The sequence below is a fragment of the Brevundimonas sp. genome (assembly GCF_035935935.1).
Taxonomy (GTDB): Bacteria; Pseudomonadota; Alphaproteobacteria; order Caulobacterales; family Caulobacteraceae; genus Brevundimonas.
Genome location: NZ_DASYWO010000009.1, coordinates 92,275 through 117,033 on the forward strand (window position 1 = coordinate 92,275; position 24,759 = coordinate 117,033).

General features: G+C 70.5%; 26 protein-coding genes. 16 read left to right on the plus strand and 10 right to left on the minus strand.

The window, feature by feature from the left end; genetic code table 11:
- Positions 1-75 precede the first annotated feature (75 nt).
- Positions 76-1,008 carry a YihY/virulence factor BrkB family protein gene (locus VGR32_RS09605; protein ID WP_327450068.1) on the plus strand — a complete coding sequence of 311 codons (933 nt, stop codon included), beginning with the start codon at positions 76-78 and terminating at the stop codon, positions 1,006-1,008.
- On the opposite strand, the gene VGR32_RS09610 is transcribed toward VGR32_RS09605, so the two are convergent.
- Positions 977-1,213 (minus strand): sulfurtransferase TusA family protein, encoded by a 237-nt coding sequence (locus VGR32_RS09610; RefSeq protein WP_414642907.1) that lies wholly within the window; start codon positions 1,211-1,213, stop codon positions 977-979. The two genes, VGR32_RS09605 and VGR32_RS09610, sit on opposite strands and share 32 nt — an antisense overlap.
- Entirely contained in the window at positions 1,210-1,698 is a 489-nt protein-coding gene (locus tag VGR32_RS09615; protein WP_327450070.1) for a CinA family protein, read from the minus strand. Before VGR32_RS09615 ends, VGR32_RS09610 begins: the two co-directional genes overlap by 4 nt.
- A gap of 90 nt (positions 1,699-1,788) precedes the next feature.
- On the opposite strand from VGR32_RS09615, the gene VGR32_RS09620 reads away from it, so the two are divergent.
- On the plus strand, positions 1,789-4,062 hold the full coding sequence (locus VGR32_RS09620) for a fused MFS/spermidine synthase (protein ID WP_327450072.1): 2,274 nt from the start codon (positions 1,789-1,791) through the stop codon (positions 4,060-4,062).
- 1 nt (position 4,063) lies between these two features.
- Here the strand turns inward: VGR32_RS09620 and VGR32_RS09625 are convergent, their stop codons facing one another.
- Positions 4,064-5,215 carry a bifunctional 2-C-methyl-D-erythritol 4-phosphate cytidylyltransferase/2-C-methyl-D-erythritol 2,4-cyclodiphosphate synthase gene (locus VGR32_RS09625; protein WP_327450074.1) on the minus strand — a complete coding sequence of 384 codons (1,152 nt, stop codon included), beginning with the start codon at positions 5,213-5,215 and terminating at the stop codon, positions 4,064-4,066.
- A gap of 53 nt (positions 5,216-5,268) precedes the next feature.
- Here VGR32_RS09625 and dusB point away from each other — a divergent pair, with 53 nt between their 5' ends.
- From dusB to hflX, 6 genes are all read left to right on the plus strand, one after another.
- A complete protein-coding gene (gene dusB / locus VGR32_RS09630; protein ID WP_327450076.1) occupies positions 5,269-6,276 on the plus strand; it encodes a tRNA dihydrouridine synthase DusB in 1,008 nt (335 codons plus the stop codon).
- A gap of 60 nt (positions 6,277-6,336) precedes the next feature.
- Entirely contained in the window at positions 6,337-8,595 is a 2,259-nt protein-coding gene (locus tag VGR32_RS09635; protein WP_327450078.1) for a sensor histidine kinase, read from the plus strand.
- A gap of 9 nt (positions 8,596-8,604) precedes the next feature.
- Complete coding sequence (locus VGR32_RS09640; RefSeq protein WP_327450080.1) at positions 8,605-10,026, plus strand: sigma-54 dependent transcriptional regulator; 1,422 nt, start codon at positions 8,605-8,607, stop codon at positions 10,024-10,026.
- On the plus strand, positions 10,026-10,889 hold the full coding sequence (locus VGR32_RS09645) for a D-amino-acid transaminase (RefSeq protein ID WP_327450082.1): 864 nt from the start codon (positions 10,026-10,028) through the stop codon (positions 10,887-10,889). The genes VGR32_RS09640 and VGR32_RS09645 overlap by 1 nt, the downstream gene beginning before the upstream one ends.
- Before the next feature lie 84 nt (positions 10,890-10,973).
- Complete coding sequence (gene hfq, locus VGR32_RS09650; protein WP_125257087.1) at positions 10,974-11,219, plus strand: RNA chaperone Hfq; 246 nt, start codon at positions 10,974-10,976, stop codon at positions 11,217-11,219.
- Positions 11,220-12,515 (plus strand): GTPase HflX, encoded by a 1,296-nt coding sequence (gene hflX, locus VGR32_RS09655; protein ID WP_327450084.1) that lies wholly within the window; start codon positions 11,220-11,222, stop codon positions 12,513-12,515.
- Here the strand turns inward: hflX and VGR32_RS09660 are convergent.
- The 3 genes from VGR32_RS09660 to VGR32_RS09670 are packed head-to-tail and all read right to left on the minus strand — an operon-like array spanning position 12,512 to position 15,191.
- Positions 12,512-13,069: a DUF1643 domain-containing protein gene (locus VGR32_RS09660; RefSeq protein ID WP_327450087.1), complete on the minus strand. Its 558-nt coding sequence runs from the start codon at positions 13,067-13,069 to the stop codon at positions 12,512-12,514. The two genes, hflX and VGR32_RS09660, sit on opposite strands and share 4 nt — an antisense overlap.
- Positions 13,066-13,851: a nucleoside triphosphate pyrophosphohydrolase gene (mazG, locus tag VGR32_RS09665; protein ID WP_327450091.1), complete on the minus strand. Its 786-nt coding sequence runs from the start codon at positions 13,849-13,851 to the stop codon at positions 13,066-13,068. Before mazG ends, VGR32_RS09660 begins: the two co-directional genes overlap by 4 nt.
- Positions 13,848-15,191, minus strand: coding sequence for an MFS transporter (locus VGR32_RS09670; RefSeq protein WP_327450093.1), 1,344 nt, complete (start codon positions 15,189-15,191; stop codon positions 13,848-13,850). The genes mazG and VGR32_RS09670 overlap by 4 nt, the downstream gene beginning before the upstream one ends.
- 98 nt (positions 15,192-15,289) lie before the next feature.
- On the opposite strand from VGR32_RS09670, the gene VGR32_RS09675 reads away from it, so the two are divergent.
- From VGR32_RS09675 to ygiD, 4 genes are all read left to right on the plus strand, one after another.
- Positions 15,290-16,168, plus strand: coding sequence for a D-alanyl-D-alanine carboxypeptidase family protein (locus VGR32_RS09675; protein ID WP_327450094.1), 879 nt, complete (start codon positions 15,290-15,292; stop codon positions 16,166-16,168).
- Entirely contained in the window at positions 16,161-16,592 is a 432-nt protein-coding gene (locus VGR32_RS09680) for a hypothetical protein (protein ID WP_327450095.1), read from the plus strand. The genes VGR32_RS09675 and VGR32_RS09680 overlap by 8 nt, the downstream gene beginning before the upstream one ends.
- Positions 16,593-16,681: 89 nt before the next feature.
- Positions 16,682-17,293 (plus strand): NAD(P)H:quinone oxidoreductase, encoded by a 612-nt coding sequence (wrbA, locus tag VGR32_RS09685; RefSeq protein ID WP_327450097.1) that lies wholly within the window; start codon positions 16,682-16,684, stop codon positions 17,291-17,293.
- Entirely contained in the window at positions 17,290-18,045 is a 756-nt protein-coding gene (gene ygiD / locus VGR32_RS09690; protein ID WP_327450099.1) for a 4,5-DOPA dioxygenase extradiol, read from the plus strand. Before wrbA ends, ygiD begins: the two co-directional genes overlap by 4 nt.
- Here the strand turns inward: ygiD and pyrC are convergent.
- Genes pyrC through ruvX form a run of 4 tightly spaced genes read right to left on the minus strand, consistent with a single transcriptional unit; the run spans position 18,042 to position 21,707 of the window.
- A complete protein-coding gene (pyrC, locus tag VGR32_RS09695) occupies positions 18,042-19,316 on the minus strand; it encodes a dihydroorotase (RefSeq protein ID WP_327450101.1) in 1,275 nt (424 codons plus the stop codon). The two genes, ygiD and pyrC, sit on opposite strands and share 4 nt — an antisense overlap.
- Complete coding sequence (locus VGR32_RS09700) at positions 19,313-20,296, minus strand: aspartate carbamoyltransferase catalytic subunit (protein ID WP_327450103.1); 984 nt, start codon at positions 20,294-20,296, stop codon at positions 19,313-19,315. Before VGR32_RS09700 ends, pyrC begins: the two co-directional genes overlap by 4 nt.
- 23 nt (positions 20,297-20,319) lie before the next feature.
- Positions 20,320-21,243, minus strand: a complete 924-nt coding sequence (locus tag VGR32_RS09705) for an AEC family transporter (RefSeq protein WP_327450105.1) — start codon at positions 21,241-21,243, stop codon at positions 20,320-20,322.
- Positions 21,243-21,707, minus strand: a complete 465-nt coding sequence (gene ruvX, locus VGR32_RS09710; RefSeq protein WP_327450577.1) for a Holliday junction resolvase RuvX — start codon at positions 21,705-21,707, stop codon at positions 21,243-21,245. The genes VGR32_RS09705 and ruvX overlap by 1 nt, the downstream gene beginning before the upstream one ends.
- Positions 21,708-21,776: 69 nt before the next feature.
- Here ruvX and VGR32_RS09715 point away from each other — a divergent pair, with 69 nt between their 5' ends.
- Genes VGR32_RS09715 through gatA form a run of 4 tightly spaced genes read left to right on the plus strand, consistent with a single transcriptional unit; the run spans position 21,777 to position 24,758 of the window.
- Positions 21,777-22,343: a hypothetical protein gene (locus VGR32_RS09715; protein ID WP_327450107.1), complete on the plus strand. Its 567-nt coding sequence runs from the start codon at positions 21,777-21,779 to the stop codon at positions 22,341-22,343.
- Positions 22,340-22,939: a class I SAM-dependent methyltransferase gene (locus tag VGR32_RS09720; protein ID WP_327450109.1), complete on the plus strand. Its 600-nt coding sequence runs from the start codon at positions 22,340-22,342 to the stop codon at positions 22,937-22,939. The genes VGR32_RS09715 and VGR32_RS09720 overlap by 4 nt, the downstream gene beginning before the upstream one ends.
- A 56-nt stretch (positions 22,940-22,995) precedes the next feature.
- Positions 22,996-23,283 (plus strand): Asp-tRNA(Asn)/Glu-tRNA(Gln) amidotransferase subunit GatC, encoded by a 288-nt coding sequence (gene gatC / locus VGR32_RS09725; protein ID WP_327450111.1) that lies wholly within the window; start codon positions 22,996-22,998, stop codon positions 23,281-23,283.
- Positions 23,280-24,758: an Asp-tRNA(Asn)/Glu-tRNA(Gln) amidotransferase subunit GatA gene (gatA, locus tag VGR32_RS09730; protein ID WP_327450114.1), complete on the plus strand. Its 1,479-nt coding sequence runs from the start codon at positions 23,280-23,282 to the stop codon at positions 24,756-24,758. Before gatC ends, gatA begins: the two co-directional genes overlap by 4 nt.
- Position 24,759: the final 1 nt, after the last annotated feature.

A 24,759-nucleotide genomic window follows, 5' to 3' on the forward strand; every position in this document is an offset into this window, starting at 1 on the left:
GAGCGCGCATCAGGCCTTTCGTGACGGAAATAATGCGTTACGTTCCGCGTCCTCTGGGGCGCGGGAACCGACGATTTGCGAAACGACGACGGCAGGACGCCGATGTGGTGGCTGAGGCTGTCCGGGCGAGCGTTCGCGCGCAGCTGGGGCCGCGACGTCATGCTCTACACGGGGGGCGTCTCCTTCTTCGCCCTGCTGGCGGTCTTCCCGGCCATCGCGATCCTGATCGGGGTCTACAAGGTGGGCCTGTCGATCGGCGAGGTCAGCGCCCAGGCGGCCGCGCTCGCCGACCTTCTGCCGACGGCGGCGCGCACGATCTTCCTGACGGAGATCGAGCGTCTGGCCTCCGCGTCCGCACGGACCGTCTCGGCCCAGTCGGCTTTCGCCCTGGTCGTCGGCGCCTACGCCGCGCACAGGGGATTCAAGGCCTTGCTGGCCGGTCTTCAGTTGATCCACGACGAACAGGAGCCGCACGGGTTCCTGAAGTTCAACCTGCTGGCCTTCTTCGTCGCCCTGTTCGCCTTCGCCCTCTTCACCGTGGTGTCGGGTTCTGTCGTGACCTTCCGCCTGATGTCGCATGCCGCCGCGGGCGGAGCGGCGTCGACGGGCGGCGGGCTGCCGTTCGACGGCTTGCTGCCGGCGCTCGGACTCGGGCTCGGCCTGTCGCTGCTCTATCGCTACGCCATGAGCCACCGGACGCGCGTGGCTTGGGGGCCGTCGATCATCGGCGGCCTGATCGCCACAGTGCTGTCGATGGTCAGTTCCTGGCTGTGCGCCATCTACGTCGAGCAGATCGCGCCGCTGGGCGCCACTTATGGCTCGGTCGGCGCCATCGTGGTGCTGCTGATCTGGCTGTCTTGGAACGTCAACGCCATCTTCTACGGCGGGGCTTTCGCGACCGAGATGGAGATCGCCGACCGGGCGCGTGGCGCGCCCGTATTCGACGATGACGATGGCACGACGTCCGCCGAGGTCGTCAGTCTTGCGGCCCGCCGGTCTCGACGCTGAAGCGCAGGGCGCCGTCCGCCTCTTCCACCGCCGCGAGCCGGTGCGGTCCGGAGCCGAGAAGGTGCGGGACGTCGATGCGCGCCATGGGGTCGTCCGCCAGCAGCACCACGACGACGCCGGCCGGGGCCGTCTCCAGCGCCTTGCGAAGGCGCAGGGACGGAACCGGGCACCGATGACCGCGCGCGTCGACGATGACCGGGATCACGTCGTCGCCCGATCGAGCAGCAGATCGAGGGCCTGAAGCAGCGCGGCGTGGCGGACCCCGTCGCGCCCCAGATCGCCGAACCGGCGCTCGAGATCGATCCGTCCCGCGGGTCCGTGCGCCGCGAACCAGACGAGACCCACGGGTTTGTCCGCAGACCCGCCGCCCGGCCCCGCGACGCCGGTGACGGCCACCGAAAGCGGCGCTCCCGTCGCCGCCGCGCCCGAAACCATCGCCCGGGCCACCTCGCGGGACACGGCGCCATGCGTTGCGATCAGGGCGGCCGGCACGCCCAGCATCTCGCTCTTGGCCGCGTTCGAATAGGTGACGAAGCCGCGGTCGACCACGTCGGACGAGCCGGCGACGGCGGTCAGGGCGGCGGCCACCAGTCCGCCGGTGCAGCTCTCGGCCGTGGTCAGGGTCAGGCCGCGCGCCCGGACCGCCCTGAGGACGGCGTCGGCGCGGGTCATGACGTCGCGGTCGAACATGGGGCTTTCCAGAGCGTGGCCGAGTCGTCTTAACCTGCGCCCGACTGGGGCCGCGTGTCGACGGCGCGCCTGATTTCCACCGGAGCCTTCATGAGCGCAGCCGACGTTCCCGCCGGAGCCGCCCCCACGGGCGACCGCCTGACGCCCGCCCTGTTCGCCCTCGCCATCTTCACCTCCGCCTCGCTGGTCTTCGTGGTCCAGCCGATGGTGACGAAGCTGGTCCTGCCGATGCTGGGCGGCTCGCCGCAGGTGTGGAACACGGCGATGGTGTTCTTTCAGGCCGCGCTGCTCGCCGGCTACGGCTACGCCCACCTGCTGCAGCGGATCGCGTCGCTGCGAACGCAGGTGATCATGCACCTGGCGCTGCTGCTGCTGGCCGCGCTGTTCCTGCCGCTGGGGGTCAGCGGGGTGCTGGGCGATCCGGACCCGGCCGCGCCGATCCTGTGGCTGCTGGGCACGCTGACCCTGTCTATCGGCGCGCCGTTCGCGGTGCTGTCCGCGACGGCGCCGCTGCTGCAGGCGTGGTACGCCCGCGTCCGCGCTGGCCATGCGGACGGGAAGAACCCGTACGTTCTGTACGCCGCCTCCAACCTCGGCAGCTTTCTGGCGCTGCTGAGCTATCCCGTTCTGATCGAACCTCTGGCCACCCTGTCGGGGCAGCGGTGGGGATGGACGGGCGGGTACGCGGTCTTCATCGCCCTCGTCGTCGTGCTCGCCCTCACGGTCTGGCGTCGGCAGGTCGCGGCGGCGGAGCCGGCGCCGCTGGAGCGCAGCGCCCCGCTGGGCTGGAAGGACCGGCTGATCCTGATCGGTCTCGCCGCAGCGCCGTCCAGCCTGATGCTGGGCGTGACCGCGCACCTGTCGACGGACGTGGCGTCGGCGCCGTTCCTCTGGGTCATTCCGCTGGCCCTGTACCTTCTGACCTTCGTCATCGCCTTCCAGTCGAAGCCGTGGATCCCGCTGCCGATCACCCTGGTCGTCCAGGCCGCGATCGGCGCGGTGGCGGTGACGCTCGCCGCGTTCCGGAGCGACGAATGGCTGGTGCTGTTCGGCATCAGCATCCTGGCCTTCTTCTTCACGACGCTGATGTGCCACCAGTTGCTGGCGGCCCGTCGCCCCGCGCCTGACCGACTGACGGAATTCTACCTTCTGATGTCCCTCGGCGGCGTCGTGGGCGGGGCGTTCACGGCCCTGCTGGCGCCGGTCATCTTCAACGACGTCTGGGAATACCCGCTGATGCTGGTGCTCGTCGGCTTCGCGCGTCCTTGGGGGCGCGGCTGGAAGCTGGACTATCGCGACGCCTACTTCCTGCTGGCCGGCGTCGTCATCGCAGCCCTGCCGCCGGTGATCCACATGGTGGTTCACGCCAACGAGATGCTGTGGCCGCTGTTCCAGTCGCCGGCCATCTTCCGCCAGATCACCGTCCTGCTGCTGGGGGCCGCGGCCGTCTGCGCCTTCCTGATCCGGGACCGCGCGCCGGCCTACGTCGCCCTGCTGACGGCGATGACGCTGTCCGCGCAGTGGATCAACAAGGGGGCGGATTCGGCCTACACCGAGCGCAGTTTCTTCGGCGTCATGCAGGTGGCCAACCAGCCGGACGAGCGGCTGGGCGGCGACGTCCATGCGCTGATGCACGGCACGACGCTGCACGGAGCCCAGGCACGGGATCCCCGGTACGCCTGTTCGCCGATGACCTACTACGCGCCGACGACGCCGATCGGGCAGGCCGCGGTGATGGTTCAGAACCGCGGACCGTCGGTGAACATCGGCGTGGTGGGGCAGGGCTCGGGCGCCATGGCCGCCTACAAGCGGGCCGGGGACACGCTGACCTTCTTCGAGATCGACCCCATGGTCGACCGCCTGTCGCGCGATCCCCAGTGGTTCACGTACATCAGCGGCTGCGCGCAAGGACCTGTGCGGACGGTGCTGGGCGACGCACGCCTGACGCTGGCCGACGAGCCGGCAGGGTCTTACGACCTGCTGATCATCGACGCCTTTTCCTCGGACGCCGTGCCCACCCACCTGCTGACGCAGGAGGCGATCGCCGGCTATCTGAAGCTGCTGAAGCCGGACGGGGTGGTGCTGCTGCACCTGTCGAACCGCAATCTGGACATCACCCTGCCGGCGCTGGCCGCGGCGCGCGCGCTGGGCGCACCCGAGCGGCATCAGATCTACGTCGAGAACCGCGAGGCGCCCGACATGGCCGAAGCGTCGACGGAGGCGATGATCCTGTCGCCGACCGAGGCGGGCATGGCCGACTTCGCCGCCGACCCGCGCTGGCGCGTGCTGGCGCCGACCGATGTCCGCCCGTGGACGGACGACTACGTCAACCTGTTCGGCTCGCTGGTGCGCGCGACCTTCTAGGTCACTCCGGCAGGTCGAGGGTGGCGGTGGCCATCGCCGCCAGCCCTTCGTCGCGGCCGGTGAAGCCGAGCCCCTCGGTCGTGGTCGCCTTCACGCTGACCGCGTGCAGGGGCAGGTCCAGCACGGCGGCGATGCGTTCCCGCATCGCCTGTCGGTGCGGCTTCACCTTGGGACGTTCGCAGATCAGGGTCACGTCGGCATGGACGATGCGGCCGCCGCGCGCCCGGGCCAGATCGCGGGCGTGGGCGAGGAAGGCGTCGGAGGCCGCCCCTTTCCAGCGGGGATCGGACGGCGGAAAGTGGTCGCCGATGTCGCCGTCGGCCAAGGCTCCGAGGATGGCGTCCGTCAGGGCGTGCAGTCCCGCGTCGGCGTCGGAATGACCGACCAGGGACCTGTCGTGAGGGATCTCGACGCCGCAAAGCCACACCGCGCCGCCCGGGCCCCAACGATGCACGTCATAGCCATGGCCGACGCGCGTGACGCGACGCTCCGTCGAGGCGAGCAGAGCTTCGGCCATGGCGAAATCCTCGGGATGGGTCAGCTTCATCAGGCGGGCGTCGCCGGGCACGTGGATGACCGTGAGGCCCGCGCTGCGCAGGGCTTCGGTCTCGTCGGTCGGGGCGACCGGGCCCGTCCAGGCGTCGAGCGCCGCGACGAGCGGGCCCAAGCGTGCGGCCTGCGGGGTCTGGATCCGCAGGAGACCGTCGCGAACCACAGTCTCCCCGACGCGGCCGGCGTCGTCCCGACCCAGGCTGTCCGGCACGGGCAGAACGGGCGCGGCGGCGTCGGCGGCTTCCAGCGCCGCCAGCAGGGCGTCGATCACCGTGGCGCCAAGCAGAGGGCGCGCCGCGTCGTGCACAAGTATCGGTCGGTCCTCCGGCGCGGCGGGGAGGGCGGCCAGCCCCGCGCGGACCGAGGCGGCCCGGTCGGCGCCGCCGGTGACGGCGATCCAGCCTTCGAGGCCGGCGAGGGCGCGTTCCGCCTCCGCGTCGGCGCCTTGCGGGATGCACACGACGACCGGATGCGCGCCGGCGTCGAGCAGCGCCTTCACGGAGCGGCGCACGACCGGAACGCCGCCCAGCAGGCGCCATTGCTTGGCGCCGCCCGCGCGGCTTCCGGACCCGGCGGCGACGACGACGGCGGAAAAGGTCATGCGCCGCTTCTAGTCAGGCCCGCGCCGGCTGGCGAGGGGGCGCGGAAGCTCGTATGAGCGCCCCCGTGACCGGCCAGACCCTTCAGATCGGCGACGTGACGGTGCCCGGTCGGGTGCTGATGGCGCCCATGACCGGCATCACCGACCTGCCGTTCCGTCGTCTGGCCAGCCGGCTGGGCGCGCCGTATGTGGCGACCGAGATGGTGGCCTCCTCAGAACTGGCGCGGGGCAGGCCCGACGTCGTGCGCCGCGCCGCGGTGGGCGAGGGGCTGCCGCTGACGGTGATCCAGCTGGTGGGCCGCGACCCGGTCAGCATGGGAGAGGGCGCCCGCATGGCCGAACAGGCGGGGGCGGACCTGATCGACCTGAACTTCGGATGTCCCGCCAAGGAGGTGACCGGCGCCGCCGCGGGATCCGCGCTCATGCGGCAGCCGGAGCTGGCGGTGCGCATCATCGACTCCGTCGTGAAGGCGACGTCGCGGCCGGTGACCGTGAAGATGCGCCTCGGGTGGGACGACCGCGACCGGAACGCGCCCGCCATCGCCGCGCGGGCCCGCGACGTGGGCGTCAGGGCGATCACGGTGCACGGACGCACGCGCTGCCAGTTCTACACCGGCACGGCGGACTGGGACGCCGTGGCGGAGGTGAAGGCGGCCGTCGACGTGCCCGTCGTGGTGAACGGCGACGTGAAGTCGGCGACCGACGCCATGCAGGCGCTGGACCGATCCGGAGCCGACGCGGTGATGCTGGGGCGGGGCGTCTACGGACGTCCCTGGCTGGCCGCGGACATCCAGACCGCTCTGGACGGACGCCCGCCGGCCGCGGAGCCGGATGCGGCCCGCCGCCACGCTCTGGTGGTGGAGCATTTCCGCGCGGTGCTGGAGTTCTACGGCGCGGGCCTCGGCCTGCGCATGTTCCGCAAGCACCTCGGTTGGTACGTCGAGCAGGCGCCGTGGCCCGTCGACGCGCTGGAACGTCGTGAAGCCAAGGCGCGGCTCTGCCGGCTGGAAAGCCCCGATGCGGTTGAGGCGGAACTCGCCATCCTTTGGCGCGTGAAGTGACGCCGTTCGGCAACTGATCTGTTGATTTCGCGCAACAGGTCGGGAACACTGGCGTTCCGCATGAGTTCGCCGTCGATCCTGCCCGACGTTCAGAGCCCCGCGCCCCGGGCGCGCGAGGCCGCGGCTCCCTTTCTGTCCGGTCTTGGCGGCCGCCCGCTCTTTGGGCTCGCCTATGTCGTCGCCTTTCTGATCGTCGGGGGCGCCATCTGGGTCGTGGCCACAGCGCCGTCGGCGCCGGGCGTCGAGGCGGACCGCGACTTCACCAGTCAGATCGTGCTGGCCGCGCTGCTGCTCAATCTTCTGATCATCGCGGCCTTGGCGGCGGTCGTGGCCCGCCAGGTGCTGGCGCTGGTCAGGGACCGGTCGCGGGCGGGGGCGCGACTGCACCTGCGGTTCGTGACCCTGTTCTCGCTGGTGGCGGTGGCGCCCGCGGTCGTCATCGCGCTGGTCTTCGGCGCCCTGGTCAGCCGCGGCGTCGACCAGTGGTTCAGCCAGAACGTCTCCGATGCAGTGAACAACGGCGCCGGCATCGGCCGGGCCTATGTCGAGGACGTCAGCGCGGCCATGGACGCCGATCTGGCGACGATCGCGGATCAGCTCCAGGACGCGCGCCCGCTGTTCGACTCGCGCATCCAGTTCAGCGAGGCGCTGACCCAGATCGCGGGGCTGTTCGGATATCCGGCCGCCTACGTGCTGGACGGCGAGGGGCGCGTGCTGGCCCGCGGCGAGGCGCCGGGCGCGCCGCGATACGTCGCGCCGGCCGCATCGGAACTCGAGGCGGCTGCCGAGGGCGGGCCGCCCCCGCAGGCGCTGACCGAAGGTCCCGACGCGGTCCGGTCGCTGACCCGGCTGGACGGCTATGGCGACGCCTACCTTTACCTGGTGCGGCCGCTGCGCGCCGGGCTGATCGCCGACCTTCGCACCGCCGACGAGGCCATCTTCGGCTACCGGCAGGCCGAGCAAAGCCGCGAGCGGCTGCAATGGGCCTTCGCCCTCAGCTACCTGGAAACGGCGCTTCTCGTTCTGGTCGGCGCGGTCGGCCTGGGCATGGCGGCGGCCAGCGCCATATCGGCGCCGATCGGAAGGCTGATATCGGCGGCCGACCAAGTGGCGGCCGGCGATCTGTCGGCCCGCGTGGACGCGCCGTCGGACGTCGACGATCTGGCCGCCTTGTCGAACGCGTTCAACCGGATGACGGGCGATCTTCAAGCGCAACAGACGGCCCTTCTGGCCGCCAGTGAAGAAGCGGTCGGCCGCAGCCGGTTCATCGAGACGGTTCTGTCGGGCGTGTCGGCGGGCGTGATCGGCCTCGATCGGAAGGGACGGATCTCGGCGGTGAACGACAGCGCGGTGATCCTGCTGGGCATCTCCGAAACCGAACTGATCGGCATGACGCTGGCCGAAGTCTCTCCGGAGCTGAGCGACCTGTTGAAGCGGGGCGAGGCGCACATCGAGGAAGACGTCGACGTGACCCGGGAGGGCGAGACGCGCCGCCTGCGCGTGCGCATCGAGGGCGGTCTGGGCGGCGAGATGGTGCTGACCTTCGACGACATCACCCGCCTGGTCACGGCCCAGCGCAACGCGGCCTGGCGCGACGTGGCGCGGCGCATCGCGCACGAGATCAAGAATCCCCTGACGCCCATCCAGTTGTCGGCCGAGCGGCTGCGTCGCCGCTATCGCAGCCGGGTCGAGGACGACGTGGAGACCTTCGATCGCTGCACGGAGACGATCATCCGGCAGGTCGGCGACATCGGGCGCATGGTCGACGAGTTCTCGTCCTTCGCGCGCATGCCGACGCCCCGCTTCACGGCCGAGAACCCTGCGGAGCTGCTGCGGGAGGCCGTCTTCGCCCAGCGCGTCGCTCAGCCCGAGGTGGCGGTGGACATGCCGAAGCCGCCGGCGAAGGTCGTGGCGCACTGGGACGGCCGCATGGTCGGGCAGGCGCTGACGAACATCCTGAAGAACGCCGGCGAGTCCGTCCTGGCCCGTCGTGCCGTCGAGGGAGGGGCCGACGCCGGCGCGACGGCCATCGTCGCCCGTCTGACGATCGAGGATCATCAGGCCTGCTTCGTCGTCGAGGACGACGGGATCGGCCTGCCCGAAAAGGACCGCGACCGCCTGACCGAGCCCTATGTGACCACGCGCGAGAAGGGCACGGGGCTGGGCCTGGCGATCGTGCGGCGCATCTGCGAGGACCATGGCGGTGAGCTGAAGCTCGGCGACGCCGAGACCCTGCGTGGGGCGCGCATGACTCTTGTTTTCCCCCTGAAGCCGGGCGTGACCCGGACCCCCAATTCCGCACACGCGACGGCGAACTAGCGAGGCGACATGCGACCCACAGGCGCTGACATTCTGGTCGTGGACGACGAGGCCGACATCCGGGAGCTGGTGTCCGGACTGCTGGAGGACGAAGGGCATGCCGTTCGCGTGGCCTCCAACTCCGACGAGGCGATCGCGGCCATCCGCGCGCGGCGGCCCTCGCTGGCCCTGCTGGACATCTGGATGCAGGGCGGCGGTCTGGACGGGCTGGAACTGCTGGACGTCATAAAGGGCGTCGACGAGGACCTGCCGGTCGTCATGATCTCCGGTCACGGCAACATCGAGACGGCGGTCAGCGCGCTGAAGCGCGGCGCCTACGACTTCATCGAGAAGCCGTTCAAGTCGGATCGACTTGTGGTCGTCATCCAGCGGGCGCTGGAGGCGGCGGCCCTGAAGCGCGAGAACCGGCGCCTGCGCACGCAGGTCATGGCCCCGCCCGGCCTGATCGGGAAGTCAGCGGCGGCGCAGACCCTGCGGGCCACCATCGCCAAGGTGGCGCCCGCCAACAGCCGGGTGCTGATTTCCGGCCCCCCGGGCTCGGGCAAGGAACTGGTGGCGCGCCAGATCCATGACGCCAGCCCGCGCGCCCGCTGTGAGTTCGTCGCCATCTCGGCCGCGGGCATGACGCCCGAACGGCTGGACGTCGAGCTGTTCGGGGAGGAGGGCGAGCAGGGTCGCCCGCACAAGGTCGGGGTGTTTGAGCGCGCCCACGGGGGCACCCTGTATCTGGACGAGGTGGCGGACATGCCGCGCGAGAGCCAGAGCCGGATCCTGCGGGTGCTGGTCGAGCAGCGTTTCCGGCGCGTGGGCGGCGAACAGGACGTGCAGGTCGACGTCCGGGTCGTCTCGTCCAGCAGCCGGGATCTGAAGGGCGAGATCGAGCAGGGGCGCTTCCGCGAGGACCTGTTCCACCGCCTGAACGTCGTGCCGGTGCGGGTCCCGCCGCTGTCCGAGCGTCGCGAGGACATCGCCGAGCTGGTCGAACACTTCGTCGACTCGATCTGCGCGGCCCAGGGACTGACGCGTCGGCGGATCGCCGACGACGCGGTCGCCGTGATGCAGGTTCACCCCTGGCCAGGCAACGTGCGCCAGCTGCGCAACAACGTCGAACGGCTGCTGATCCTGGCGTCCGGCGAGGCGGGCGACCCGATCACCGCCGACATGCTGCCCCAGGAAACGTCGACGTCGTCGGGCGGCGGCGGACTGGGCGCGGACAAGATCATCGCCCTGCCGCTGCGCGAGGCGCGCGAGGTTTTCGAGCGCGAGTATCTGGCGGCGCAGATCATGCGTTTCGGCGGGAACATCAGCCGCACGGCGGGCTTCATCGGCATGGAACGGTCGGCCCTGCACCGGAAGCTGAAGTCGTTGGGCGTCTCGCCTTCGCGAGGAGGCGACGACGATGCCGACGACGCGGCGGGAGACGAGGCCTGATGTCGCGCGTCGCCTACGTCAACGGCGTCTATCGCCCGCACCGTGACGCCGTGGTTCACGTCGAGGATCGGGGCTATCAGTTCGCCGACGGCGTCTATGAGGTCTGGTCCGTGTTCGACGGCCGGCTGGCCGACTTCGACGCTCACATGACGCGGCTGCACCGCAATCTGACGGAACTGAGGATCCGCAGTCCGATGACGCGCGACGCCCTGACCCAGGTGCTGCGCGAGACGGTACGGCGCAACCGGGTGCGCGACGGTCTGGTCTACATCCAGGTGACGCGGGGCACGGCCCGGCGTGACCACGTGTTCCCGGGCGAGGACACGGTGCCCAGCGTGGTGGTGACCGCCCGGCCCATGGACCTGCGAAAGGCCGAGGCCGCGGCGAGGAAGGGCGTCGCCGTGGTGACCCAGCCCGACATCCGATGGGGGCGATGCGACATCAAGACGGTGGGCCTGCTGCCCAACGTGCTGGCCAAGCAGGCGGCGCGGGAGGCGGGCGCGGCCGAGGCGTGGATGGTCGACGAGATGGGTCTGGTGACGGAAGGCGGCTCGACCAACGCCTGGATCGTCGACGAGCACGGCGTGCTGCGGACGCGCGACGTTCAGGCCAACATATTGCGGGGCTGCACGCGCGCTGCGCTGCTGGATCTGGTGCGCGAGACCGGGATCACGTTCGACGAGCGCGCCTTCACGGTCGAGGAGGCGAAGACGGCGAGGGAGGCCTTCTACACCGCCGCCAGCGCCTGGGTGATGCCGGTAACCTCCGTCGACGGGGCGAAGATCGGCGACGGCAAACCCGGCGAGATCACGAAGCGCCTGCGCAAGCTCTATCTTGAACGGGCGCGCGACGAGGCCATCTAGGCGTTGCCCCTGCGCGCCGTCGCCCGCTAGGGTGCCCGCGCCGCCCGCCCGGACGGAAACAACAAGAACAGGGGCCAACCCGCCATGTCGCAAGACAAACGCCAGAACCTGCAGGACACCTTCCTGAACGCGGTCCGCAAGACCAAGACGCCGCTGACCATCTTCCTGGTCAACGGGGTCAAGCTGCAGGGCATCGTCACCTGGTTCGACAACTTCTGCGTGCTGCTGCGCCGGGACGGCCAGTCCCAGCTGGTCTACAAGCACGCCATCTCGACCATCATGCCGTCCGCGCCCGTGCAGCTGTACGAGCCCGACGCCGAAGAAGACTGATTGTCCAAACTCGTCGATCACACCGTCCCGCTGATCCGGGCGGTCGTCGTGCATCCCGACCGGCGCGAGGGCGCCGACCGGGCGGCGGCCGAACGCCTGGAAGAGGCCGTCGGTCTGGCGCGCGCGCTGGATCTCGACGTGCGCGCCGAGGAAATCGTGCGCGTGCGCAAGCCCGTGCCCGCCACACTGTTCGGTTCGGGCAAGGTCGAGGAGCTGGCGGCGCTGGTGCGGGCGGCGGAGGCCGAGGCCGTGGTCGTCGACGACCAGCTCAGTCCGGTGCAGCAGCGCAATCTGGAAAAGGCCTGGGACGCCAAGGTCATCGACCGGACAGGCCTGATCCTGGAGATCTTCGGCCGGCGCGCCCGGACGCGCGAGGGCAAGCTGCAGGTCGAACTGGCGCGGCTGGAGTACGAGCGATCGCGGCTGGTGCGGACCTGGACCCACCTGGAGCGGCAGCGCGGCGGCACGGGCTCGACCGGCGGCCCCGGCGAGACCCAGATCGAGATCGACCGGCGCCTGATCGCCGACCGCATCGTCAAGCTGAAGGGCGAGCTGGAGGAGGTGCGGCGCACGCGCGGCCTTCAGCGGAAGCAACGGGCCAAGGCGCCGCATCCGACCGTGGCCCTGGTCGGCTACACCAACGCCGGCAAGTCGACGCTGTTCAACCGTCTGACGGGGTCGGAGGTGCTGGCCAAGGACCTGCTGTTCGCGACCCTGGATACGACGCAGCGGACCCTGAAGCTGCCGCAGGGGCGGCCCGCGATCATCGCCGACACCGTGGGCTTCATCTCCGACCTGCCGCACGAACTGGTCGACAGCTTCCGCGCGACGCTGGAAGAGGTGGGCGAGGCTGACCTGATCCTGCACGTGCGGGACATCGCGTCGGAGGACACTGAGGCACAGGCCCGGGACGTCGAGGCGGTGCTGAAGCAAATCCCGCCGGTCGAGGGCAAGGCGCGGCGCGTGCTGGAGGTCTGGAACAAGATCGACCTGCTGACGCCCGAGGCGCGCGAACTGGCCCAAGGTCAATCCACGCGGGCGGGGCCAGACGGGGCGGTGCCGGTTTCGGCCTGGACCGGCGAGGGGATCGAAACCTTGCGCCGCGCGATCGCCGACCGGATCGACGACGAGCCCGAGATGGAGCTGACGCTGGAACCCTCGCAGGGCGAGGCGCTGGCCTGGCTGTACGAGAACGGCCGGGTGACCGGGCGCGAAACGGATGCGGACGGGCGCACGCGTCTGACCGTGCGGCTGCACCCCGCGGCGCTCGGCCGATGGGAGCGGCAGTTCGGCTAGGCCTGAGGGGGCGTCCACCGGACCAGCGGCGTATCTCCTCGCAGGTAAAGCGGATGCCTGGGGCTGCCGTCGGCGTTCGTGCCGAAACACCAGAGGTCGACGCCGTCGTTCCTGAGCGCCTCGACCAGCAAGCGGCCGGCGGGGGCGAGGGCGCGGTTCAGCTTGCCGTGGCAAAGGATGACTTTCTCCGCCCCCGCGGCGGCGGGGCGTATGATCGGCAGGTTGTCGGGCGAGGAGACGACGACGCCCGGCGCCAGCAGCATCTTCGGATCGGTGGCGCGGTAGTCGCCGACGTTGGCCTTAACCATGGCGTCGTACCCCTCGCGGCGGGCGAAGGTCCATTCGCGTGCGCAGGTGGGGTCGTTGACCGTGGCGTCGGCGGTGGAGGGGTTCATGCCGACGAACAGCAGATACCTGTCGGGGAAGGCGTCCCCCAGCCAGCGCCGCATGAGCGGGCGGTGGCGGCCGTCGGGGCTGAACACGGCGTCGCCGTTCACGCCTTCCATCAGCGCCAGGCGCACCTTGCCGCCGGGGTCGTGAGCTTCCGCGGTCACGCGCGCTCGGCCCGCTTCGCGTCATCCCACAGGGCGTCCATCTCAGCCAGATCGGACTGGTCGGGTCTGCGGCCGTCGCGGGCGAGCGCCGCCTCGATGAAGTGGAAACGGCGGACGAACTTGGCGTTCGCGGCGCGCAGGGCGTCTTCCGGCTCCACGCCCAGCTTGCGCGCCAGGTTGGCGACGACGAACAGCAGGTCGCCCATTTCCTCGGCAGTCTTGTGCGTGTCGCCGGCGGCGATCTCGGCGCGCAGTTCCGCGACCTCCTCGTCCAGCTTGGCGAAGACCTCGTCGGTCGAGGGCCAGTCGAAGCCGACGCGGGCGGCGCGCTTGGTCAGCTTGGCGGCGCGGTGCAGGGCGGGCAGGCCGACGGGCACGTCGTCCAGCACGCCATGCTGGGCCCTGTCGGCACGCTCGGCGGCCTTGATGTCCTCCCACCGCAGCTTCTGCGACGCCCCGTCAGGGCGGGCGGTCTCGTCGCCAAAAACGTGAGGGTGTCGGCGTTCCAGCTTGTCGGCGATGGCGGTCGCCACGTCGTCGAAGGCGAAAAGGCCCGCCTCTTCGGCCATTCGCGCGTGAAAGATCACCTGAAACAGCAGGTCGCCCAGTTCGGAACGCAGGTCGTCGAAGTCGCCGCGGTCGATGGCGTCGGCGACCTCATACGCCTCTTCCAGCGTGTAGGGGGCGATGGTGGCGAAGGTCTGCTCCACGTCCCACGGGCAGCCGCCGACCGGATCCCGCAGGCGCACCATGATCGACTTCAGGCGCTCGATCGGCGTCATCCGCGCGCTTCCAGCGCCCGACGCACTTCGTCGTGCCGGGCAGGCGTCAGGGGGTAGTTCCTCAGCACCAGAGCGGCGGCGGCGATCAGCACCGCCGGGACGGTGACGAACATGATCTGCAGCGCCAGAAGCGACGTCTCGCTGTTGCCTCCGGGGCCCGGCACGGCCTGGAAGCCGATCCACCCCAGGACGGTGAAGGGGATCAGGGCGAAAACATGCCCCAGCTTGGTCGTGGCCGACAGGATGGAGAACATCAGGGCGGTTCGATCCACGCCCGTCTCCAGCCGCACCTCGTCGCCCGCATCGGCCATCATGGCGCGCAACAGGAACAGGCCGGCGGCATAGGGCAGGCCGGCGACGAACATGGCCGTGCCCGTCAGGGCGAAGCTGCCGCCGGGCAGCAGGGTCGCGACGACGTAGAGCGAGGCGAAGATGGCGCTGGCGACGATCAGGGCCTTGTCCTTTCCGATGCGGGTGGCCAGCCGCGCCCAGATCGGCGCGCCGCAAAGGCCGCCGACGAAATAGAGCAGCATGAAGATCGAGGCCTCGGCCTGGCCGTAGCCCTTGATCTCGTCGAAGAAGAAGAACAGCAGCGCTCCGGTCACGCCGGGCGCGACGCCCAGCAGCAGGTCGGCCAGCAACAGGCGCGACACGGTCGGGCGCTTCAGCAGGTCGACGTAGACGCGCCAGCCGCCGTGCGGGGCATCGCCGGGATTGACCGGTTCGGGCACCGCGGCGAGCGCCAGGCTGATGGTCAGGGGCAGGGCGGCGACGATGGCCCAGCCCATGACGTGGACACCGGCGACGTAGTCCCCGAGCCCCAGCTGAACGATGGCCGCGGGCAGGATCAGGATGGCGATGACGCCGACGATGTTGAACGCCTGCCACCACGCGTACACGCGGCTGCGCTGGTCATATTCGGGCGCGAGCACGGAGGCCCAGCCCAGCTGGCTGAGCGTCCCGACGGAGAAGCCGAGGTAGAGCACCAGCAGCCAGCTGAACAGATATGCCGGTCCGGCGCCCGGCCGCACCATGACGAAGATCATCAGCGCGGCCAGCATCAGCACCGGAGCCGACGCGGCCATCCACGGGCGATAGCGCCCCCAGCGCGTGCGCGTGCGATCCATGGCCGAGCCGATCAGGGGGTCCAGCACGATGTCGATGGCGCGCACCGCCATGAAGATGTAGCCGACCGTCGCCAGGTCCAGTCCGACGTGCCGCGCGTAGTAGTCCGGCAGGACGACGGGCAGGGCGACGCCGAAGGCCGCCAGCGGCAGGCAGACGCTCGAGAACGCCGCCAGCACGGCATTGGATCGGCGGGAAGAAGGGGGCGCGGCCATCAGCGGCTCCGACTCGGGACGCCAAACTCTGCCAGTCTTTGACCCGCGACGGGAGCGCGCACTTGATGCGCGGAGAGGTTCAGGGCTTTGCTGGAGCGATGAGGCGGACCCTGCTCTTTCTGGCGGCCATCACGAGTCTGGCGACGGCCGGCGCCGCGCGGGCGCAGGACGACGTGTGCGCGGCGTCCACGCCCGGCATGTGGGGAGGTTCGGCTGCGGCGAACGGCAACTCCCTGTGGGGCATGACATGGTCGCCGTTCGGGACGGTCGAATACGGCTGGGAGACCTACCTGCCGCTGATCCAGCGCGAACTCGGCACGCCCTGCGGCCCCGGCACGCCCGCCTTCGCCGAAGGCCTGGCGCGCTTTCAGGAGCGCCACGACCTGACCATCACCGGTCAGTTCGACGGGCCGACCTTCCAGGTGTTCCGCGGGCTCTGGCAGGAGCGCCGGCCGTTCATCATGGCGCGCGTTCGCGGCGAGGACTGTCCGGAAGCCGCATCGCAGCGCGACCTGGGCTATCTCCAGCTGGACGAGGAGCATGCGGACCGGCTCACCCGACTGCTGAGATACGACGTGCTGCACGCCTATCGGGCCATGCGTGCGGCGGCGCGCCGCGAGGTGCCGGAGGTCGCGGCGAATCCCGAACTGCTGCAGGTGTTTTCAGGCTGGCGCGACCCGGCGGCCGACGCCGCGCGGTGTGCGGCGGAAGGCAACTGCGACGGCCAGCGCAGGGCCGTGTGCTCTCCTCACCGAACCGGCACGGCCGTCGATCTCTACGTCGGTCACGTCGAGGGACTGGGCGTCGATTCGACCAGTCCGGTCAGCCGTCAGTACATGAGCCGCGGACCGACCTATCGCTGGCTGGTCCAGAACGCCCACCGATTTGGATTCGTGCCCTATGTCTTCGAACCCTGGCACTGGGAATGGACCGGCCCGACCGCCGAGACGCAGGCCTATTCTCACCCGGTTGACTGAGGGCGAGAAGGCGCTGGGCGCGCGGGTCTTCGGCCCGGCGCTGGACGTCGACCGCATCCGGGTCCTGGCAAGCCCCTTCCCGCGCGCCTTCGTGCCCGGACGCTGGTTCGGCCTGGACTGGATCTGCTGGCCGCGCGCGAGCCTGGGCGCCGACCTGAGCACGTCCCCCCTGACGACGCGGGCGACGTTCGTGCACGAGCTGGTGCATGTGTGGCAGGCCCAGGCCGGGACGAATCTTCTGCTCGGCAAGCTGAGGGCCGGAGATGGACCCGCCGCCTATGCCTATGCGCCTGTGCCCGACTGCGTGTGGGACGGTTTGAACATCGAACAGCAGGCGATGGTGGTGGAGCACCGGTATCGGCTGGAAGAGGGCGGAACCGCCCCCGGCGACCGGGCCTTCTATGATCGGGTCTGTCCTTTTTGACGCACGGGGCTTGAAGGCCCGATCGAGGTCGCCATATCCGCAACTGATACGGTGACGAATGGGCGTCGCCAGTTCAGACAGAGGGCGCGATGCCGAAGATCCTGGTCCTGTACCATTCCACCTATGGCCACATCGAAAAGATGGCGGAGGCCGTGGCCGAAGGCGCCCGCTCGGTCGACGGCGCGACTGTTGACGTCATGCGCGTGCCCGAGCTGGTGCCCGAGGAGCTGGCGAAGCAGAGCGGCTACAAGCTCGATCAGGCGGCGCCGATCGCGAAGCCCGACGACCTCGCCGGCTATGACGCCGTCATCGTGGGCGCCGGCACGCGATACGGCACGGCGGCCAGCCAGATGCGCAACTATCTGGACCAGACCGGCGGGATCTGGATGAAAGGCGCCCTGGTCGGCAAGGTCGGCTCGGCCTTCACCTCGACCGCGACCCAGCACGGCGGACAGGAGACGACGCTGATCGGGCTGATCCAGACCCTGCTGCACCACGGCATGCTGATCGCCGGACTGCCCTATGCATGGGCCGGCCAGAACCGGATCGACGAAGTGACCGGCGGCAGCCCCTACGGCGCCACGACGATCACGGGCGGCGACGGCTCGCGGATGCCGTCGGACAACGAGCTGGAAGGCGCGCGCTGGCAGGGACGCTACGTCGCAGAAACCGCGGCGAAACTGCTGAAGGGCGCGGCGTGATCCAGCCCGCCGTCTTCTTCGGCCACGGGTCGCCCATGAACGCCCTGGGCGGGCCGTATGCCGAGGCGTGGCGACGCGTGGGCCGCGAGATCGGCAAACCCCGAGGCGTCGTGATGGTGTCCGCGCACTGGGAGACGGACGGGCTGGGCGTGACGGCGCAGGCCCGGCCGGAGACGATCCACGACTTCGGCGGCTTCCCCGCAGAGCTCCACGCGTACGAGTATCCCGCCCCGGGATCGCCGGAACTGGCGGCGCGGGTCGCCGACCTGACCGGCGCCACGCCGACGGACAGCTGGGGTCTGGACCACGGCGCCTGGTCCGTCCTGACCCACGTCTGGCCTGAGGCCGACGTGCCGGTCGTGCAGGTGTCGCTGGATCGGAGCCTGGACGCGGCGGGCCATGTCGAGACCGCGCGGCGCCTGAACGCGCTGCGGGATGAAGGCGTGATGATCGCGGGCTCCGGCGATTTCGTGCACAACCTGCGGACCTGGAAGCGGCAGGGAGGCGACGCCTTTCCCTGGGCGACGTCGTTCAACGAGGCTGTGAAGTCGGCCCTCGTCCGGAACGATGTCGAGGCGCTGACGAACTGGGTGGGCCTGGCGGAGGACGCCCAGCTGAGCGTCCCGACCGACGAGCACTTCCTGCCGCTGCTCTACGTCGCGGCGCAACGCCGGCCGGGCGACGAGGTCAGTTTCTTCAACGACGTGATCGAGGGCGGATCGATCTCCATGACGGGCGTCCGCATCGGCTAGCCGAAGACACGTCTCCCGCCGACCCACGTCCCGATGACCTTGCCCTGCAGTCGGCGCCCGTCGAACGGGGAGTTGCGCGACTTGGAACGCAGGGCGTCCGCGTCGATGACGACGGGCGCGTTCGGATCGAACAGCACGAGGTCGGCCGGCGCGCCCTGGGTGAGGCGGCCCCCGTCCAGACCCAGCAGTTCCGCCGGACCCAGCGTCAGCGGGCGCAACACTTCCAGCAGGGTCAGGTCGTGCTCGTGGTGGAGGCCCAGTGCGGCGGGCAGCAGCGTCTCCAGCCCGACGGCGCCGGGGGCGGCCTGGGCGAAGGGCCGACGCTTGTCTTCGGCCGGCGCGGGCGTGTGGGCGGAGGTGATGACCTCGATCCGGCCGTCGCGCACGCCTTCGATCATCGCCAGTCGATCGCTCTCGGTGCGGAGCGGCGGATCGAGCCGGTAGAACGTGCGCCAGTCGCCGGCGTCCAGATCGTTGAAGCACAGGTGATTGATCGACACGCTGGCCGCCACCTCGAGCCCGCGCGCGCGGGCCCGGTCGAGCGAGTCCAGCGCGGCCTCCGTGGAGATCAGGTCGATCAGGACGCGCGCGCCGGTCAGTTCGGCCAGGGCGAGATCGCGGTCCAGCTGGATGCGCTCGGCGAGCGCCGGAGCGGCGGCCAGACCCGACCAGGCGGCGGCGTCGCCGGAAGTGGCCACCGCGCCGTCGCTCAGCCACGGCTCGACCGGACGTGCCGCCACCAGGGCGTCGAAGGCGGCCGCGTACGTCATCACCCGCAGCAGGGTGCGGCTGTTCACGATGGTGCGGTCGCCGTCGGTGAAGTAGGCGGCGCCGGCCTCGGCCATCAGGCCGATCTCGGCCATGCGTTCGCCCGCGCAACCCCGGGTCAGGGCGCCGGCGGCCAGAATCCGGACCAGATCCAGCGCGGCGCCTCGGCGGTGGACGAAGTCGATCATGGCCGGATCGTCTACGGCCGGATCGACGTCCGGCTGCACCACCATGGTCGTGACCCCGCCCGCCGCCGCCGCGAGGCTGGCCGATTTCAGGGTCTCCTTGGGCTCGGCGCCGGGCTCGCCCGTCTTCACGCGGACGTCGATCAGACCAGGCGCGAGGCAGAGGCCCCCCGCGTCGATCACCTCCACCCCCGACGGCGCCGAGCCGCCCGTGGCGACGTCGACGATGCGACCGTCCTCGACCAGCACGGCGCCGGTCGCGTCCAGACCCGAGCCGGGGTCCAGAAGGCGCGCATTGACGAAGGCGAGGGCCCTCATCGGCCGCCTCCGTGACGGCGCTCGGCAAGGGCGGCCAGCACGGCCATGCGCGCCGCGACGCCCATCTCGACCTGCTGCTGGATCAGCGAGACGGACAGGTCGTCGGCGACGTCGGAGTCGATTTCCACGCCGCGGTTCATGGGGCCGGGATGCATGACCTTCGCGCCCGGGGCCGCCCACTCCAGCTTCTCGCGGTCGAGGCCCCAGAAGCGGAAGTACTCGCGTGTGGAGGGGATCAGGGCGCCTTCCATCCGTTCCAGCTGCAGACGCAGCATCATGACCACGTCGGCGCCCGCCAGGCCCTCGCGCATGTGGTGGAAGACCTCGCAGCCCCAACGCTCTGCGGCCGAAGGGATCAGGGTGGGCGGTCCTACGAGACGCACGCGGGCGCCGAGCATCGACAGCAGGGCGATGTTCGAGCGGGCCACCCGGCTGTGGGCGACGTCGCCGCAGATGGCGACCGTCAAGCCGCCCACGTCTCCGAAGGCGCGGCGGATGGTCAGGGCGTCGAGCAGGGCCTGGGTCGGGTGCTGGTGCCGGCCGTCGCCCGCGTTCACGACCGCGCAGCCGACCTTCTGCGACAGCAGATGCGCGGCGCCCGACGCGCCGTGGCGCACGACCAGAATTTCCGGGGACATGGCGTTCAGGGTGACGGCCGTGTCGATCAGCGTCTCGCCCTTGGCCACCGACGAGGCCTGCACGGGCATGGTCACGACGTCCGCGCCCAGACGCTTGGCCGCGATCTCGAAGGAGGATGAGGTGCGCGTCGAATTCTCGAAGAACAGGTTCACCACGGTGCGCCCGGCCATCAGGTCCAGCGGACGCGCAGAGGCCGAGCGGTTGTGATCCGCAAAGGCGTCGGCCAGATCCAGCAGCGCGTGCGCGGCGGGAGGATCGAGGTCGGTCGCCGACAGGAAATGGTCGGCAGGAAACGGCGTCAGCCGCTCTCGGATCGCGTCGGGGACGGCGGCCTCGGTCATCAAAGCCGCGTCATAGGCCAGACTCAGGCCAGATGGAACAGCACCAGCAGGATCGGGATGACGGCGGCGGCCGCGACCGTGGTCAGGGCGACGATGCCGGCCATCAACGGCGCGTCGCCGCCCATCTGACGCGCCAGCATGTAGCTGGCGGCGGCGCCCGGGGCGGCCCCGCACATCAGCGCGATGCCCTGGGCCGTCGCGTCTCCGCCGTAGAGGACGCAGAGGCCCCACATCAGCGGCGGCGTGACGACCAGCTTGACGCAGGTCACGGCGGCGATGGTGACCTTGCGCCGCGCGACCTCGGCGAAGCTGAGACCTGCGCCCGCGACGATCAGGCCGAGGGGCAGGGCGGCCGCTCCCAGCAGTTCGAGCGTGTCGGACAGACCCGGCAGGCGGGGGACCCGGGCGAGGTTCAGGGCCAGCCCGATCAGACAGGCGACCAGGATCGGATTGGAGATGATGGCCCGTGCCAGCGACAGGGCGGACAGCGGCTTGCGGTCGGCGCCCCACCGTTCCAGCACGACGACGCACAGGACGTTGGTCACCGGGATCATCGCGCCGATGACGACGGCGGCGAGGGCGAGGCCGTCTGGACCGTAGACCGACTGGATGACGGGCAGGAAGACGAAGCTGTTCCAGCGGATCACGCCCTGGAACACGCTGGTGTAGGCCGGGCCGTCCAGCCGGATGACCCGCTTCAGCGCCAGGGTGACGGACGCGATGAGCAGAACGGCGCTGACCGCGGCCATACCCGCCGCGCCCGCGCCGCCGCCCGAGATGTCGGCGCTCCAGATCGCGGGGATCAGGAAGCCGGGATAGAGCAGGTTGATCGACAGCTTCTCGATCGGCCGCCACGTCGCGTCGGGCAGGAAGTCGGACTTGCGCAGGCCGTAGCCGATGGCGATCAGCACGAAGACGGGCAGGACGCCTGCGAGCAGGGCCGCCATCAGGCGCGCAGCCGATCCAGCGCGCCCTGCAGGATCCACGCGGCGGCGGTGCGGTCCACGACCTGGGCGCGGCGCTTGCGGTTCAGGTCCAGGTCCTCGATCAGGAACCGCTCGACCGCGCTGGTGGACAGGCGCTCGTCCTGGAAGGCCACTGGCACGGCGCGCAAGCGCTGAAGATTGCGGGCGAAGGCACGACAGGACTGGGCGCGGGGCCCCTCGCTGCCGTCCATGTTGAGCGGCAGGCCGATCACCAGCCCCGAGGCGCCGCGGCCGTCCATGAGCTTCAGCAGCGCGTTGGCGTCCTCCGTGAACTTCGTCTTGCGGATCAGCTGAAGCGGGCTGGCGATGACGCGCGCGGGGTCGGAGGTGGCGACGCCGATCGTCTTTTCGCCGAGATCCAGTCCGAACCACGGCGTGTTCGCGGGCGTTTGTTCGCGGAGCTGTTCAAGCGTCAGGTCGATCACCCCGCGGCGGTGGGACTGGCGCAGCCGCAAGTCAAGGCGCAAGCTGCGCTTTCAACATCGGAGGTTCCCATGCGCGTCCGGGTTCTCGCGCCGTTCGCGGCCCTGCTGGTTCTGGCGGCGTGCGACGCGCCCTCTGACGGAACGCCCGGGGCGTCGACGCCCGGCGCCCAGCCGGGAGCGACGCCTCCCGAGCCGGCGCCCGCCGGTCCGCCGCCGCCGCCGCAGGCCGGTCCGCTGACGCCGGCCGGGCCGCCCCAGACGCTGGCGCCCGACGGGGCGGCCGACGTCCAGCAGGCCGCCGCGGTCGTGCAGCTGGACCAGTTGCAGGGGCAAGGCGGACTGACCGTGAAGATGTTCGGCACGGGCGGCGGGGACCCGGCGATGAACGGCCTCTACACCCACGTCGCCTTCTTCGTGGATCCGGCCGAGGGCTGGCGCGTGTTCCGCGTCGGGGATTTCCTCGCCTACCGCGTGCTGTCGAGCGGCCCCGGGCGGGTCGACGTCGAGGTCGAGGAAAGCGTCATGGATCCCGCGACCAGCGCCATCTCCTCGCGCAGTCGCCGCCTGATAGTCGGCTGGGCGGCTGGGCCGAACGGGGCTGCGCCCGCACAGGTGACGGTCACGCCCGCCCGGTGACCGGGAACCGCACCCGCACGGTCGAGGCGTACGACGCCTACGCGCCCACCTATGCCGAGCTCACCCGCGACGGCCATCCTCAGACGCGGATGGCGATCGAGCGGTTCGCGCACGAGGTGGGAGCGGGCGCGGGCGTGCTGGAACTGGCGTCGGGCCCGGGCTGGGACGCCGACGCGCTGGAGGCCTTGGGTCTGACGGTCGTGCGCACCGAGCTGTCGGATGGCTTCATCCGTCTTCAGCGGGCACGGGGGAAGGGGATCGAGCGCCTGGACCTGGTCACCGAGGATCTGGGCGGGCCGTGGGACGGGATCGTCGCCCTTTACGTCATGCAGCACGTCGAGCGGTCCGAAACGGCGGACGTCCTCACCCGCATCGCGGTCGCGCTGAAGCCGGGCGCACTGCTGCTGACGAGCTTTCAGGAAGGCGCAGGCGAACGCGATCAAACGGGATCCGAAGGCGGGACGTACCGCGTGATCCGGCGATCGGAGTCGGAGGTCGCAGCGGCCGCAGCGACCGCCGGTCTCATCTTGACGTGGCGCCACGCCTTCGAGGGCGACGACGCCCGCTGGATCCTGCTGATCGCGCGCCGTCCTTGAGGTTTGGCCACCGCGCGGCTAATCCCGCCGCTTCACCGCACGCGCAGGAGGGCCGCATGGCCATCGACGCCGCGACGGTGCGCAAGGTCGCGCACCTCGCCCGCATCAAGACGCCCGAGGAGCGGCTGGAGCCGCTGGCCGCCGAGCTGAACGGCATCCTGGCGTGGATCGAGCAGCTGAACGAGGTCGACGTGGACGGCGTCGAGCCGATGACTTCGAATGTGGCCCAGCCCCTGCGCCTGCGGGACGACGTCGTGACCGACGGCGCGAAGGTGGACTCGGTGCTGTCGAACGCCCCGAAATCGGCGGACGGCTTCTTCGTCGTGCCCAAGGTGGTGGAATGAGCGAGCTGACCGCCCTGACGTTGAAGGCCGCGCTGGATGGCCTGAAGGCGCGCGACTTCTCGTCGGAAGAAATCACCACGGCCTTCCTGACCCGCATCGATGCGGCCAATCCGACGCTGAACGCCTACGTCGAGATCACGGCCGACAAGGCGCTGGGCATGGCCAGGGCCTCGGACGCGCGGCTGAGGGCCGGCGAGGCGGCGCCGCTGGAGGGCGCGCCGCTGGGCATCAAGGATCTGTTCTGCACCGACGGCGTCCAGACGACGGCCGGATCGAACATGCTGCGCGGGTTCGTGCCGCCGTACGAATCCACCGTCACCGCCAATCTGTGGCGCGACGGCGCGGTCATGCTGGGCAAGCTGAACATGGACGAGTTCGCCATGGGCTCGTCCAACGAGACCAGCGCTTTCGGCCCCGTGGTCAATCCGTGGAAGTCGAAGACCTCGAACGCCGACCTGACACCCGGCGGGTCGTCGGGCGGTTCGGCCTCGTCGGTCGCGGGCGATCTGTGCCTGGCCGCGACGGCCTCAGACACCGGCGGGTCGATCCGTCAGCCGGCGGCCTTCACCGGCACGGTGGGCATCAAGCCGACCTACGGCAGGGCCAGCCGGTTCGGCATGGTGGCCTTCGCCAGCTCGCTGGATCAGGCCGGGCCGATCACGAAGACGGTCGAGGACGCGGCGATTCTGCTGCGCTCGATGTGCTCATGGGACCCGAAAGACTCCACGAGTCTGGACGTCGAGACGCCGGACTGGACCCAATCGCTGGGCAAAGGCGTCAAGGGGCTGCGGATCGGCGTGCCCGAGGAATACGTCGTCGACGGCATGCCCGCCGAAATCCAGAAGCTGTGGGACCAGGGCGTCCAGTGGCTGAAGGAGGGCGGGGCGGAGATCGTCGAGATCAGCCTGCCGCACACGAAGTACGCCCTGCCGGCCTACTACATCATCGCCCCCGCCGAGGCGTCGTCGAACCTCGCCCGCTATGACGGCATGCGTTTCGGCCACCGCGCGGGCGAGGCGAAATCGCTGACCGACCTCTACGAGACCTCGCGCGCTGAGGGCTTTGGCAAGGAGGTGCAGCGTCGCCTGACCATCGGCGCCTATGTGCTGTCCGCCGGCTTCTACGACGCCTACTACGTCCGCGCGCTGAAGGTGCGCCGCCGCATCGCGCAGGACTTCGACGACGTCTGGGGTCGCGTGGACGCCATTCTGACGCCCTCGACGCCGTCGGCCGCCTTCGCGCTGGGCGACAAGCAGATCGATCCGCTGCAGATGTATCTGAACGACATCTTCACGGTGACGGCCAATCTGGCCGGCCTGCCGGGCATCTCGGTGCCGGCGGGGCTGGACTCCGGCGGCCTGCCGCTGGGTCTGCAGGTCATCGGCAAGGCGCTGGACGAGGCGACGGTGTTCCAGGTGGCCGACGCGCTGGAACGCGCGGCCGGCTTCACGGCGCGGCCGCATCCGTGGTGGTGAT